At 61.8% G+C, this 13,878-nt stretch carries 13 protein-coding genes; 11 read left to right on the top strand and 2 right to left on the bottom strand.

The window, feature by feature from the left end; genetic code table 11:
- Positions 1-199 (top strand): hypothetical protein (locus ACFU5V_RS42695; protein ID WP_378707421.1); only part of this gene is annotated, 199 nt, incomplete at its 5' end.
- 292 nt (positions 200-491) lie between these two features.
- On the opposite strand, the gene ACFU5V_RS42690 is transcribed toward ACFU5V_RS42695, so the two are convergent.
- Both ACFU5V_RS42690 and ACFU5V_RS42685 read right to left on the bottom strand, forming a co-directional pair.
- The gene (locus ACFU5V_RS42690) at positions 492-1,679 is read right to left on the bottom strand and encodes a serine hydrolase domain-containing protein (protein ID WP_378707419.1); all 1,188 of its coding nucleotides are present in this window, start codon (positions 1,677-1,679) and stop codon (positions 492-494) included.
- A gap of 1,063 nt (positions 1,680-2,742) precedes the next feature.
- Positions 2,743-3,465, bottom strand: a complete 723-nt coding sequence (locus tag ACFU5V_RS42685) for a TetR/AcrR family transcriptional regulator (protein ID WP_378707417.1) — start codon at positions 3,463-3,465, stop codon at positions 2,743-2,745.
- Positions 3,466-4,130: 665 nt separating this feature from the next.
- Here ACFU5V_RS42685 and ACFU5V_RS42680 point away from each other — a divergent pair.
- The 10 genes from ACFU5V_RS42680 to ACFU5V_RS42635 all read left to right on the top strand — a co-directional run bounded on the left by ACFU5V_RS42680 (position 4,131) and on the right by ACFU5V_RS42635 (position 13,599).
- Positions 4,131-4,883 (top strand): SDR family NAD(P)-dependent oxidoreductase, encoded by a 753-nt coding sequence (locus ACFU5V_RS42680; RefSeq protein ID WP_378707415.1) that lies wholly within the window; start codon positions 4,131-4,133, stop codon positions 4,881-4,883.
- A gap of 34 nt (positions 4,884-4,917) precedes the next feature.
- The gene (locus tag ACFU5V_RS42675; RefSeq protein ID WP_378707413.1) at positions 4,918-5,691 is read left to right on the top strand and encodes an SDR family NAD(P)-dependent oxidoreductase; all 774 of its coding nucleotides are present in this window, start codon (positions 4,918-4,920) and stop codon (positions 5,689-5,691) included.
- Positions 5,688-6,584 (top strand): SDR family NAD(P)-dependent oxidoreductase, encoded by an 897-nt coding sequence (locus tag ACFU5V_RS42670; protein WP_378707411.1) that lies wholly within the window; start codon positions 5,688-5,690, stop codon positions 6,582-6,584. The genes ACFU5V_RS42675 and ACFU5V_RS42670 overlap by 4 nt, the downstream gene beginning before the upstream one ends.
- A 172-nt stretch (positions 6,585-6,756) precedes the next feature.
- A complete protein-coding gene (locus ACFU5V_RS42665; RefSeq protein ID WP_378707409.1) occupies positions 6,757-7,509 on the top strand; it encodes an N-acyl homoserine lactonase family protein in 753 nt (250 codons plus the stop codon).
- Between the two features lie 61 nt (positions 7,510-7,570).
- A complete protein-coding gene (locus ACFU5V_RS42660; protein ID WP_378707407.1) occupies positions 7,571-8,110 on the top strand; it encodes a nuclear transport factor 2 family protein in 540 nt (179 codons plus the stop codon).
- Positions 8,111-8,352: 242 nt separating this feature from the next.
- On the top strand, positions 8,353-9,525 hold the full coding sequence (locus ACFU5V_RS42655; RefSeq protein WP_378707405.1) for an acetyl-CoA C-acyltransferase: 1,173 nt from the start codon (positions 8,353-8,355) through the stop codon (positions 9,523-9,525).
- 26 nt (positions 9,526-9,551) lie between these two features.
- On the top strand, positions 9,552-10,346 hold the full coding sequence (locus ACFU5V_RS42650; protein WP_378707403.1) for an enoyl-CoA hydratase-related protein: 795 nt from the start codon (positions 9,552-9,554) through the stop codon (positions 10,344-10,346).
- 31 nt (positions 10,347-10,377) lie between these two features.
- A complete protein-coding gene (locus ACFU5V_RS42645) occupies positions 10,378-11,559 on the top strand; it encodes an acyl-CoA dehydrogenase family protein (RefSeq protein WP_378707401.1) in 1,182 nt (393 codons plus the stop codon).
- A 36-nt stretch (positions 11,560-11,595) separates the two neighbouring features.
- The gene (locus ACFU5V_RS42640; protein WP_378707399.1) at positions 11,596-12,558 is read left to right on the top strand and encodes an NADP-dependent oxidoreductase; all 963 of its coding nucleotides are present in this window, start codon (positions 11,596-11,598) and stop codon (positions 12,556-12,558) included.
- Between the two features lie 258 nt (positions 12,559-12,816).
- Positions 12,817-13,599 carry an SDR family NAD(P)-dependent oxidoreductase gene (locus tag ACFU5V_RS42635; protein WP_378707397.1) on the top strand — a complete coding sequence of 261 codons (783 nt, stop codon included), beginning with the start codon at positions 12,817-12,819 and terminating at the stop codon, positions 13,597-13,599.
- The last annotated feature ends 279 nt before the right edge of the window (positions 13,600-13,878 follow it).

Raw genomic sequence — 13,878 nt, 5'->3', positions numbered from 1 at the left:
GGTGACCGCGGGCAACGCGTCGACCATCAACGACGGCGCCTGCGCCGTGGTGGTGATGAGCAAGGAGCGCGCCGAGGCGGAAGGCCTGACGTGGCGGCGGCACCGGCGCCGTCGCCCTCTGCGGCGGAGGCGGACAGGGCGACGCCCTGATCTTGCGCGTCCCGTAGGTGAACCGAGTGAGATATCGGTCCGCGAATAGTACCCTGCGTACAGGCAGTGTATCGAATACTGCTGCACCGCAGCATTATTACGGCTACTCCGCCGATCGGGAGTGGCTAGGGATCGCTATTCGGCCATCAAGGGCGCCATGAACACGGCGTTTCTTGAAGGCGGAGTTCCTCGGGCGCATCACGGTCGCCGCCCGCGGTGCGCGGACAAAACCCGCCCGCCTTGCGGAAGCATGAACGGGCTGGGTGTCCACGTCAGCGCTCGAATGAAGTTAGGACAGCGCAGCCGCTCGCACAGCATATCCGGGCATGGGTCGCGATCTCTCAGGTGTGAAGATCCTCGACGCACCGATAGGCGATATCGAAGTATTTCGCAACCACGTCGGAGCCGATGGTGCCGGGTTGCATCTGATTCATGACGTAGGTGAAGGTTACCTGCCGGTCCAGGTCCATAACGACCATCGAGCCACCCCAACCGCCCCAAAAACAGGTCTTGCCCTCTGGGATGAAGGGCACACCTGCGGACGGCAGTGCGTACCCCACTCCCCAGCGAATCGGTAGGTTGAGATACAGGTCCACGCCGTCGGTTTGTGTGTCGAAGATCAGATCGACCGTCTCGGGTGAGAGCAGTTGTATACCATTCGCGGATCCCCCCAAAGTCACGGTCCGGAAGATCGTGTTCAACGCCCGGGCATTCGTATGTCCGTTGGACCCGCCAATTTCTGCGCGTCGCCACGGGGCCGTGTTCGCCAGCCCGATGTCGGCGATCGACCCGGCAAGCGTTTTCGCGGCGACCTGTGCGCGTAAGTCTGACTTGGAGGCGTCGACTGCGTCCGGCAGCGAGTCTGCGAGGTCGAATCCGACTGGCGGGTAGATGGTTGCCACCCGCGAAAAATCGCTATCGTCGAGCCCGAGGTGGAAGTCGGCGCCGAGTGGACCGGCGATCTCGTCCGCGATGAACTGCCCGAGGCTCCTGCCGGTGACCCTGCGAACAATCTCGCCGACAAGGTGTCCGTAGTTGGTCGCGTGATAGCCCGAGGCGCTGCCAGGGGTCCACCAGGGTGCTTGCGACGCGAGTCGAGCCGCCGAGGTCACGTGGTTGAATGCCTCCGTGTAGTGGAACGGAGTCTCCCATCCTGACACTCCTGAGGCGTGTCCCATGATGTGTCGGACGAGCACATTCTCCTTGCCTTGAGATGCGAACTCGGGCCAATAGTGAGAGACCGGAGCATTGATGTCGACCTGTTCCCGGTCGACAAGCATCAGTAGTGCCAGGCTCGAAACGGTCTTCGTGGTCGACCAGACGTTCACGAGGGTATCCTCGGTCCACTCCACGGTGCGCTCAGCGTCGCGCCAGCCGCCCCACACGTCGGCAAACGACTCACCGGCGACATCGATGCTGAGCGACATCCCGATTTCTGTGTGATCAGCGAGATTTGACTCGATTTCGGCTCGCAACTTGTCCAATCCGGGGTGCCAGAGGCCTTTCAATACGGGCTGTGGCGTCGTCATGGTGTGTCCTAGGGTCCGTAGGTGAAGTCGGGTCGGTTGCAAGGGCTGAAGCCCCTGCATACAGGAGCCACACGTGCGGAAGGATTGCTATCCGCCCGTCGCGCGGTAGTCCCTTACATCGGCAGCCGGGTCGCGAGGCCACAGTCGAGCGGCCGCCGGGGTGGGCGATCGTAGCCGGATACGGCGGAGGGGTTCGAATGTTACTAACACCTTGCAGGCAGGTGGGCGGCTGTAGAGACGAATGTCGAGACTGAGTAGAGCGAAGTTGGTTCCATACCTTCGTGGGGTTTGGACTGAAGTCCAGTTGTAGGGGTACTCGGACTGTAGCCGCGTGTGTCGATGATCGCAACGGTCATTTGTCCGACTGTCCTGGTCCACGAGGTGAACGACCCGGTCCTGGGCGCAAGGCGAAGGGTGGATGGTCGTCTAAGAATGTACCTACACCTAAAGTGGACTGAATCGCTTCGCGTCAATGGTCGCCGCCGCCGGCCTGCCATGAGCGCCGCGCTGCAATTGTTCGAGGGCGCGGTCACCCCCCCCCGGAGCGATGGAAAATTGGGCGGTGACTATCGGCGAAACTACCTGAGCGACGGTGGAGCGCTACTTGGTCTGAAGATAGGTTGTGGCATGGAGATCCGGGAGGTTTCGTCCCGGTGACAATGACGCGGTGTTTGCGTCCGAACGGTATTCGGCGCTGCTAGTCGCATATTTAGTCACGAAGCGTCGCTGAAGCGTCAAGAAAGCAAGGTAGAAACGTCGGAACTTCGACCAAACCACGACACCAACGGCATTCGACCAGCATGCGGGCGACGAGGAAACAAGCGTCTCGTGTTCCCTGCGTACGAAGATCGCAGGGTTCGCCGAGCGGCTTCAACGGTCTCCGGGTGTGGCAGGTGTTCACAGTTTGGCATCGGCGATCCGTGGACTTGCTGTCTGCACGGTCACCGATTCCGCGACGGGGCTGCCCACGCAGAGCGCTACATCGAGTGAAACCATGCCCAGGCGCATGCACATTCGACAGCCGGGTCTGTCATCGAACATCAGTATCGCTGCGTAGCCACTGTCAATTATTGCGAATCCCGCTAGGGCTACGGCTTTTTCGTGGTCGGTGCGCTCCGCCGCGAGTTCCGATCGCGTCCGGATGTAGCGCCTTCGTAATGCATGTGCCGTGCCGATTATCCTTCGGTAGCGGCCCAAGGACGCCGTGCAAGATCACGTCGAGCATCGCTAGCAGTTCGGTTTCTAGGTCGAAAGGCTCGGGTTCTTCAGCGATCCAGCGGCTGAGTACAATTCGGGACGCGATCGCTGCGAGAATGCCTGCCCGTCCGGCGTCCGCATGATCAAGGGGTCCCTGTGCAGGCTGCGAATTTTCGATCATGATCGCAAGCTCATCGCCCAGGGCGGGATAAGCGAGCATATTGATGTTGCCGAGGCAGGCCGTCATGAGTGCAACGGTCTCATCTCGACGTGCTCCATTAATCTTGCCGATCTCGGTGATGTAGAGCCTGAGGACTTCCTCCAACGAAGAGTCTTCGGTCTTCTCATTGTTGACGGCGGAAGTTGCGCGTTGACGACGGCGTGCCATCCACTCATCGAGAAGAGCGGTCTTGCGCTCGAAATAGTTGAAGACCGTGGCGCGAGCAATGTCGGCTCGTTCGGCGATCTGGTCCATCGTCGTGTTGTCGAACCCTTGTTCGATGAATAGCTCGATGGCTGCGTCATAAACCTTGTCGCGACGTCGTTGCCGATGCGACGTACGTCGGTCGGGCGCTGTCTCGGGATCCATCAGAACGCACCTATCCATCCGGCTTGCCGGCCGGGGCGCTCATTTCCTGCATTCTCATGCCGGTCCGGCATCTCAGGGATTATCACTGCCCTAGCGTCCAACATTGCACGCAAGTCTATCATGTGGTGCTTGGCTCGCCGAATCGTGATCTCCCGGTGTTGGGGCAGGATGTGAACGTCCTCGTTCGGCCACGGCGTAGTTTGGAGGTCGGACGCATAACCGGCCCATTCCGGTCGCGATGATTGTCACCGCCCGGGATTGCTGCGTCTTCCCGGTAGTGCGCTCCCAGAACTTTCACCGGCAGGCATGGAAGTTCATCATGAATGCGGTGTCGACGCCTGGCGGATGGCGATTCGCGCGTCGCCGGATGGGCAGCTGACTCCGAGTGAGGATCTGGTCATCCCGATGAACACCTGCCATCAATGGGCGTCACGTTTTCGTGGCAGTTGGAGTGCTCGGGTTCGAACGCTCACGTGTTTATTAGACTCTTGTCTAAATATAGTCTTAGGTCTAACGTGATCGGTGTCGCGCAGAATTGGATGTCATGGCAGTCGTCGGCGTGTGCCCCAGCTGACTGCATGCACCCTGGGCTGCCTCAAGCCACTACCGCTGGCGCGCATGTCGTTGTGCCAGTTACATAGTCGGTTTCGGAAGGAGAAGACGTAGTGAGATTGGACGGCAAGGTCGCAGTTGTGACAGGTGCCGGTGGCGGCATCGGCCACTCCGTATGCGAGCGCTTTCTTGCTGAGGGTGCCCGCGTCGTCGCCCTGGATATCAACGAGGCCGCTGCCGCCGATTCCGTCGGCTCGGCAGCCCTTGCGTCCGGGCAAGCATTGGCTCTTCGGTGCGATGTCGGTGAGTCCGATGACGTTCAGAGCGCGGTAGGGCGAACGCTCGCCACGTTCAAGGAATTGAACACCGTTGTGAACATCGCCGGCGGATCGACGAGCCGGGATACCCGCGTAACCGACGTGCCCGAGGACGAGTTCTGGTCAACGATCCGTAGAGACCTCTTCGGCACCTTTCTCCTGTGTAAGTATGGCATCCCACCAATTATCGCCGCGGGTGGCGGGTCTGTCGTGAACTACACCTCGATGATGGCGTTGGTCGGTTCGCCCGGGAGGGATTGCTACACGGCGGCGAAGGGAGGGATTTCGTCGCTGACTCGGTCCATGGCAGTCGAGTATGCCGCTGACCGGGTGCGGGTCAACGCCATCGCGCCCGGCTTGACGCTGACCCCTCGTGTCAAGGAGCGCTACGAGACGAGCCCCCAAGTCCAGGAGGTCGGCCAGCGGCACCTCCTCGGGCCGTGTCAGCCGATCGATATGGCGCACATGACTGTCTACCTAGCCTCCGAAGAGGCGCGAGTGGTGACCGGACAGATCTTCCCGGTCGAGAGTGGCGCGACCATCCAATGATGGCGTGCAACAGATTAGAAGGATTGATGAAATCATGACACCAGCGGAAAAGAAGACCCTCCTCGTCACCGGCGGAGCCTCGGGAATTGGAGCGAGTGTTGCCGCCCGGTGGTTGACGAGTGGAGGGCGTGTCGCCCTCCTCGATATCAGCGATGATGCAGTGCAGAGTGCCCTCGAGCGCCTCGGCGACGACCGCGTCACCGGCCATGTAGCGGATGTTCGAGACGACACGCAGGTAGCCGACGTTGTCGGTAAGGTGGCGTCGGAGTTCGGTGGTTCGCTCGACGCGGTGGCGAACTGCGCTGGCATTGCTCAGCCCATCGTGGCAGCCGAAGGAGCCGACGAAGACTGGGTCCGGATGGTTGACATCCACCTTAACGGCACAATGCGCGTTAACCGCGCCGCCTACCCGTATCTGAAGGCGTCCGGGCGGGGCGCCATCGTGAACATATCCTCGATCGCGGGTACCCTGGGTCTCCCTGGGCGAACGAACTACTGTGCAGCGAAAGCGGGTATCGAAGGTCTCACCCGGGGGCTCGCGGTGGAGTGGGCTCCGTATGTACGGGTCAACGCCGTTGCTCCCGGCTATGTGCAGACGCCGATGATCGACAGACTGGTCGCAGACGGCAAACTTAATACTCAGCCGATTATTTCGCGCACGCCACTGTCTCGCTTCTGCGATCCTGATGAGATCGCATCGGTCATCTGCTTTCTCGCGTCGGACCTCGCCTCATTCGTCACCGGGCAAACAATCCGGGCCGACGGTGGCCTCACCATCGACGGCAACTGGTACGGCGCGGGGTCGTGAGCGGCAGACCTCTCGACCACCGAGTTGCGATCATCACGGGTGCGGCGAGTGGTCTCGGTAGGGAGTACGCACATCACTTCGCTCGATCAGGTGCGAGACTCGTGCTGACCGACGTCGCGTCCGCCGGATCGTCACAGGGTGCGCAGTCCGCGCTCGATACGCTACGCACACATCTTGCCGGACTTGGGACCGAAGTCGTCATTCACTACGGTGACATCGGCGACGAGAGTACGAGCGACGAACTGGTGAATCTGGCGGTCGACACATTCGGCGACGTGGACGTGCTGATCAACAACGCGGGGAACTGGTACGAGAACGACATCGTCGACACCGACACCTCCGCGTGGGACGCGGTGGTCCGGACTCATCTGCGTGGCAGCTTCCTGACCACTCGCGCCGTCGGCCGCTATTGGAGGTCAGTGCACCAGTCAGGCCGACCGGTCGCGGCGGCCATCGTGAACACCACCTCGCGGTCGACACTGAACGCCATTCCCACGCACGGGGTGTACGCCGCTGCGAAGGCTGGGGTCATGTCGTTGACGGCGGTGACCGCCAAGGAACTCGAGCCCTACGGTGTCAGGGTGAACTGTGTTGCGCCGGTTGCTCGCACGCCGATGGCGGCCCAAGTGACCGCCATGAAGAGTCAGATCGAAGCTATTGCCCCGGATGTGATTTTCGACGAGCTCGCACCGGCCAACGTGGCGCCACTTGTGGCCTACCTATCCACCCAGGCCTGCTCGATGAGCGGGCAGGTGTTCTTCTGTCGCGGCGGTGTCGTTGAGGTCTACGAATCGTGGAAGTCGCACGGCTTCATCACAAAGGGTGGACAGTGGACCGTCTCCGAGCTCGCGGTGATGCTCCCCGCGTGCGTTGGTGAAGGCGAGGTGGATTGAGCTGATCGTCCGTTCACGACCCTCCGAAGCACTCCCAGGCAGGAGACCCTGGGATCTGCTGCAAGCGCGACGACGTCTCCCACCTTCCGAGTCTGAGCAGAATCCGTCAGACCTCGCCCGGCTGCACCACTGCATCTGCCCCTTCTAGAGTTCGCAAGGACAGGGAAATCTCATGGCACTCAGAATCCAGGCGCTTCATGTCGGCACCATGCCCGATCACCCGAAGACAGCTGTCACCTTCGGTCGCGGCCACCGAGAAACGGTGGACATTGCGATCATCATGTTTTTGATCACCGGGGGCGAGCACCCCGTGATCGTCGACACCGGTACCGGAACGCCCGCGCAGACCGAGTCGCTCCACGGTTTCCCACTGATTCGTACACCCGAACAGGAACCACTCGCTGCGCTCGCTGCCGTCGGTGTCGATCCGGCCGACGTCAAGACAGTCATCAACACCCACCTCCACTGGGACCACTGTTCGAACAACGACCTGTTTCCGAACGCTCGCATCCTCGTCCAGGAAGAGGAGCTGAGGTACGCGGTCGACCCGCTGCCCACCAATCACTGGACCTACGAACGGCGTCCCGGAATCGAACCGTGCTGGATGAAGGGTTTCGACCGGATCGAGACCGTCTCCGGCGACGTCGACCTGTTCCCCGGTATCCGTCTCGTGCACCTGCCCGGACACTCGCCCGGCTCGCAGGGAGTGGTAGTCGAGGCTGAAAACGATCGCTATCTCATTGCCGGAGACTGCATCACCTACCACGACAACTGGGACGGCGACGAACGGTTGGCTCACATCCCGACCGGTGGCCTGACCAACCTGCACGAGTTCTTTGACAGCTTCGACAAGATCGAAGGTCTCGGCTGCACCGTCATTCCGAGTCATGACCCGCGCGTGCTCGAACACGGGATCTTCACGTGACACGGCAGCCCGACATCGATCCATTCCACGATCTTGCTCAGACGAGTTTGAAGGTTGACCAATGACTACTGAAGTTTCCGCGATCCAGCGCCTCATCGATAAGGAGGCGATCTGGCAGTGTGCGCTGCGGTACACCCGTGGACTGGATCGTCTCGACATCGACTTGTTTCGGTCGGCGTACTGGGAGGATGCGACCAGCTGTCACGGGCATGTCAATGGCTCCGTCGACGACTTCCTCGACTGGTGGTTGCCGATGCAGAATGTGCGTGAGGTCGGTCAGCACTCGTTGTCGAACCACTGGGTCGAATTCGACGGTGACGACAACGCGTCGGGCGAGACGTACTTTCTCGCGTCGATCAAAAACCTCGAAACCGACGTGGTGGAGCTCCTCGCGGGCCGTTACGTCGACGAGTTCGAACGCCGTGACGGTGAGTGGCGAATCAAGACTCGGGTGTTGATCTTTGAGTGGCAGTCCACACTGGACGCAGCTGCCATGCCGGAGCGCCTTCTTCACAATCACAAGGGGAGCCGCGACAAGCTTGATCCCTCGTACGAGAGGCCGGTGGCTCGTCGGCTGGCGACACCGAACGCATCCGCGTAGGCAGGATTTCGACGAATCGCCGGCGCAGTCCCAGGGCCAATCCTGGGACTGCGCCTTTCTTTATCGACCGAGCTTGCTGCGGAGGCAACATTCGTGTGGCTGTGACCCGCCCGCCTCGAAGCGGTGCTCGCTCTGTTCGCCCCTTGACCACTACGTCGAGAATCGATAGATTTAGATCCAAAGTTAGACGACAGTCCATCGAATTTGCGACTGAGGTGGACTCACACCATGAGGAGATATCAATGCGCGATGCGGTGATTGTCGATGCAGTGCGGACGCCGATCGGGAAGGGCAGGGCCAGCGGCGCCCTGCACGACATCCACCCCGCCGATCTCCTGGCCCGATCCCTGACGGCCCTGATCGAGCGCACCGGTATCGATCCCGAAATCGTCGACGACGTCATTGCAGGTTGCGTCACTCAGCTCGGCGAGCAGGCGCTCAACATCGGACGGACAGCGCTTTTAGGGGCGGGATTCCCGGACAGTGTCGCGGCCACGACGGTCGATCGCCAATGTGGAAGCAGCCAGCAAGCGGTTCACTTCGCAGCCCACACCATCATGGCCGGTGGCTACGACATCGCGATCGCTTGCGGTGTGGAGTCGATGAGCCGGGTCCCGATGGGATCGGACACCCCCGAGGGAACCGATGTCTACGGCAGCCTCTTCGACAAGCGCTACAGCGACGGTATCCCGCACCAGGGCGTCGGTGCAGAGCTCATCGCGGCGAAATGGGACATGTCCCGCAACCAGCTCGACGAGTTCGCCCTCTCGAGCCACGAGAAGGCGCATACCGCGACGACGAGCGGCGCGTTCGAGAACGAACTCATCAAGATGGACGAGCTGTCCCAGGACGAAGGCATCCGTGTCGGGGGCACCCTCGAGTCGATGGGGAATCTCGCCCCGGTCTTCTACGACGAGGATGCGGCCAAGTTGTACCCACAGCTCAAGTGGATCGTGACCGCGGGCAGTGCGAGCCAGGTCAGCGACGCCAGCTGCGCCATGCTCATCACCACCAGCGAGGTCGCCAAAAAGCTCGGGCTCCCCATCCGAGCCCGTATCCATTCCGCGTCGGTCGCGGGTGACGACCCGGTCTACAGGCTCACCGCTCTGATCCCCGCCACTCACAAGGTGCTCAAGCGCTCCGGCCTGTCCATCTCCGACATCGGCGCCTTCGAGATCAGCGAAGCCTTCTCGCCGGTCCCGCTCGCCTGGCAGATCGAAACCGGCGCCGACCTCACCAAGGTCAATCAGCGAGGCGGCGCGATCGCTCTCGGCCACCCTGTCGGGGCCAGCGGCGCTCGCCTCATGACCACCCTTCTCAACACAATGGAAGCCACAGGTTCCCGCTACGGACTCCAGGCCATGTGTGAGGGCGGCGGCGTCTCCAACGCCACCATCATCGAGCTGGTCTCCTGAGCTCCATGGCACCGAAAGGGTTGGACATGCTTGACACTCCAGTCAGCAGTGCGTATCCGTCCACGGATGTTCTCCAGCTGACCCGGCGAGGTCATGTCCTGGTCGTGACCATGAACCGTCCGGGCCAACGGAATGCGCTCAATGCCGAGCTGCGAGGGGCCCTGCGGGCGACATTCGACCAGTACGACAAGGATCCGGAGTTCCGGTGCGCCGTCCTGACCGGCAACGGTCCGGCCTTCTGCGCCGGAGGCGATCTCAAGGAGATGGCTGAGACGAAAATGCAGGTTCCACCCGAGGATTCGTTCGTGATCCTTGGCAGCAAAGGCCGTTTGGAGAAGCCGGTCATCGCCGCAGTCAACGGGTTCGCCCTGGCCGGTGGATTTATGCTCGCACAGAACTGCGACCTTGCGGTGGCGTCGGAGGAAGCCCGGTTCGCGATCAGCGAGGTCAAACGCGGACGTGGGGCGCCGTGGGCGGTCCCTCTGATGTCGATGGTGCCCAAACGCATCATGATGGAACTCTTGATCACGGGCGATCCTATCGACGCACGTCGGGCGTATGAAGTCAGTCTCGTGAACAGGGTTGTCTCGCCTGACCAGCTCTTGGACGCCGCTATCGACATGGCTGAGGTCATCGCGACCAACGCTCCCCTCAGCGTCTGGGCCGCCAAGCAGTCCGTCGAACTTGCGACAGAGATGGGCGAATCCGACGCGCTTCGTGCCTCACATCTCCTCTATCACCGCGTTTACACAAGCGACGATGCCGCCGAGGGGCCACGGGCGTTCGCGGAGAAGCGTGTCCCGGTGTGGACCGGTCGGTAAGCGATAAATTACGAAAGGAACCTGAGAACAAATGCCTATTGAACGTTTCCCACACCTCGAAGCCAAGCGTGACCTGAGAGAGGCCGTGCAGGCGCTCTGCGGAAAGTTCAGTGTCGAGTACTGGGAGGAGTGCGACCGAGAACACCGGTTCCCGCAGGAATTCCGCGACGAGTTCGCAGCCGCGGGGTTCTCCGGCGTTACCATCCCGGAGGAGTACGGCGGTGGCGGAGGGACCATCGGCGATATGGTCGCAGTGCTCGAGGAGGTGGCCGCCGGCGGAGGGGCATTGAATGCGGCAAGCACCGTCCACATTCCCCAGCTCTGTGTGCCGTCCCTGTTGAAATTCGGGTCGGAGGAGCAGCGCAAGGAATTCCTTCCCAAGATCGCAGCGGGGGAGCTGTTCGTGACGTTCGGTGTCACCGAGCCGGATGCCGGAACCGACACGACGAAGATCTCCACCCGCGCTACCCGCCAGGGTGACAACTGGATCGTCAACGGAACGAAGGTCTGGAACACCGGTGCGCTCCAGGGCGACAAGATCATGCTGCTCGCCCGCACCAGTAACCCCGAGACCGGCCAGCGTAAGGGCGAAGGCCTGACCCTGTTCCTTACCGACCTCAAAGCTGACACGATCGACATCAAGGCGATCCCGAAGATCGGCCGAAATGCCGTGGCTTCCTGCGAGGTATTCTTCCGCGACCACGAGATCTCGGGCGCCGACGTGGTGGGCGAGGTCGGTCAGGGCTTCTACCACTTGCTCCACAGCCTGAACGGTGAGCGCCTCTACATCGCAGCCGAAGTTCTGGGCATGGGCCGGTGGGCAATCGAAAACGCCGCACAGTATGCCGACGAGCGCGTCGTTTTCGGTCGCAAGATCGGCATGAACCAGTCGGTCCAGCATCCGCTCGCGCGTGGATACCTCAATCTTCTCGCCGCGGGTCTCGTGGTCAATCGTGCTGTCGAGGAGTACGAGACGAAGGGCGGAGCCGCCGCCGGCACCCTGGCGAACGCGTCGAAGTATCTCGCATCCGAGGCCGCATTCCAGGCGGCCGACGACGCCATGCAGGTCTTCGGCGGATACTCCTACGCCCGTGAGTACCACATCGGCAGATTCTGGACCGAGACCCGGATCCAGCGAATCGCACCGATCAACAACCAGATGATCCTGAACTACATCAGCGAGCGCAGCCTCGGCCTTCCCCGTAGCTACTGACCCGTCGATCGACGCGAGAAATAAGGTGCATACGAGATGAAGGCAATTGGGTTCTATGAATTCGGTGGCCCCGAGGTACTGCAAGTGGTCGAACTCCCCGATCCGATCCCGGGTCCGGGAGAGGTTCGTGTTCGCGTTGGCGCCGCAGCGGTGAGCCCTACCGACACCCTGCGGCGGGCGGGAATCCGCGCACTCGATGGAAAGCCCGCCCCGGAACTCGCCGAGCAGGGGTTTCCGTTGGTACCCGGCATGGAGCTGGCTGGGGTTATCGACCTGATCGGTCCGAATACTGAGACCGACCTGCAGGTTGGCGAACACGTTGTCGGGGCGATCTTTCCCAGCGGAACTCGCGGCGCGTACTCCGAATTAGTCGTCCTGCCGGTCGAATCCGTCGTCCGGACACCGGAGGGTGTGGATGACATCGCCGCGTCGACTCTGGCGATGAACGGGTTGACGGCGATGGTTAGCCTTGAGACGCTTCAACTCGATCGTGGCCAAACAATCGGCGTCACCGGCGCAGCAGGTACATACGGCGGATACGTCGTTCAACTCGCGAAGGCTGCCGGTCTCCAGGTGATCGCCGACGCAGCCGAGAAGGACCGCGATCTCGTCCGCTCGCTCGGCGCCGACGTCGTCGTCGAGCGCGGCGACGACGTCGCAGACCGATTCCTCGAGATCGCGCCCGATGGGTTGGACGGGTTGGCGGACGGAGCCGTCCTCAACGAAAAAGTGGCCCGGGCCGTGAAATCTGGGGGCAACCTCGTGACCGTCCGGCACTTCGAATCTGCACCGGTCAACGGGGTTACCTTCCATGCGGTGAGGGTGCGGCACAACGTGCGGGACACGGACAAACTCGACCGGCTGAGGCGGCTCGTGGAGGAAGGGAAGCTGTCGCTACGCGTCGCGCGCACATTCCCAGCCTGTGAGGCGGCGGAGGCTCATCGACTGCTCGAACTCGGAGGAACCCGAGGTCGAGTGGTCCTTAATTTCGGCGATTAGTCACGGCTGAAGGGGAGCAGATCCGCGGCTTGCCATCGGCAGGATCACGCTGTATCCAATCCACATGTTGTGGCTGCGGGCGGAACTTACTCCGCCGGAGGTCGAACTCGATGAGCAGGTTTCGGATCGTGCCGCCTTCAAAGTGCCTCGCCGTCCCGCGACCGCGTTGGTTAATCGAAGCGGCGCATCTTCGGGTGCCAGTGATCCGACTGGCACTGCATTGATCGGAATCCAGCTCGAATTTGGGAGAAGGAACAAATGACAGGCACACATGGTCCCGTCGCGTTGATCACGGGCGGAGCGTCGGGCATCGGAGCTGCGGTCGCAAACCTATGGGTTCAGCGAGGCGGGCGCGTAGCCATCCTGGACATGAATCAGGACGCAATCGATCGGGTTGTCGCCGCCTTCGGAAAAGGGTCGGCCGGCTTCAAAGCCGACGTCACCAGTGCGGGAGAGGTGGATGCGGCACTCACCGGCGTCAGCGATGCGTTCGGCGGACAGTTGGACGCGGTTGTCAACTGTGCCGGTATCGCTCGACCGATTGCGGCGGCCGACGGGCCGGACGGCGAATGGGCCCGCATGGTCGACATCCACCTCAATGGAACGATGCGCGTGTGCCGCTCCGCCTATTCGTTGTTGAAGTCCAGTGACCGCGCGGCGATCGTCAATATTTCGTCGATCGCCGGCGCGGTCGGTATGTCCGGTCGTTCCAGCTACAGCGCGGCGAAGGCGGGGATCGACGGTTTGACTCGCGCTCTCGCCGTGGAATGGAGCCCAGCAGTTCGTGTGAACGCGGTCGCGCCGGGCTTCGTGACGACTCCTCTGTCCGAGGAGATGATTGCCACCGGCAAGGTAGACCCAGCACCGGTGATCGCACGCACACCCCTGGCGAGATACGGGACGACGGCCGAGATTGCTTCTGCGGTCAATTTCCTGGCCTCGCCGGAGGCGTCGTTCGTCACCGGACAGATTCTGCGCGTCGACGGCGGCATAACGATTGCGGGCAATTGGTACGCGTCGAATAAGCCAGGTTCGGACTGATCCGCCTCGGCGTATCGGAAGCAGCACGTTCGAAACTGGACGGGAGTCTCTGAAGGTGTGCGACAGGAAGCCGTCGAGTCTCGGGTGTTCCAGCGCATGCACAACGGCGCCCGACCTGCGTCGGGCGGGTGATCCCGCTACGGGTTGAAATGGCGGCCTGAGCAGCCAGGATCACCAAAGGATATAGATTTGTGTCTAATTCTGGACTTGAGTCCAGGGTGTGGGCTAGTTTGGACTGTACTACCCGGAGGTTCGATCGTGAAGGATTTGTCGAGATGA

Source organism: Rhodococcus sp. NPDC057529 (assembly GCF_042802055.1).
Lineage (GTDB): Bacteria > Actinomycetota > Actinomycetes > Mycobacteriales > Mycobacteriaceae > Rhodococcus_F.
The sequence above is the reverse complement of the archived record's forward strand: the minus strand, read 5'-3'. Positions and strand labels throughout refer to the sequence as shown.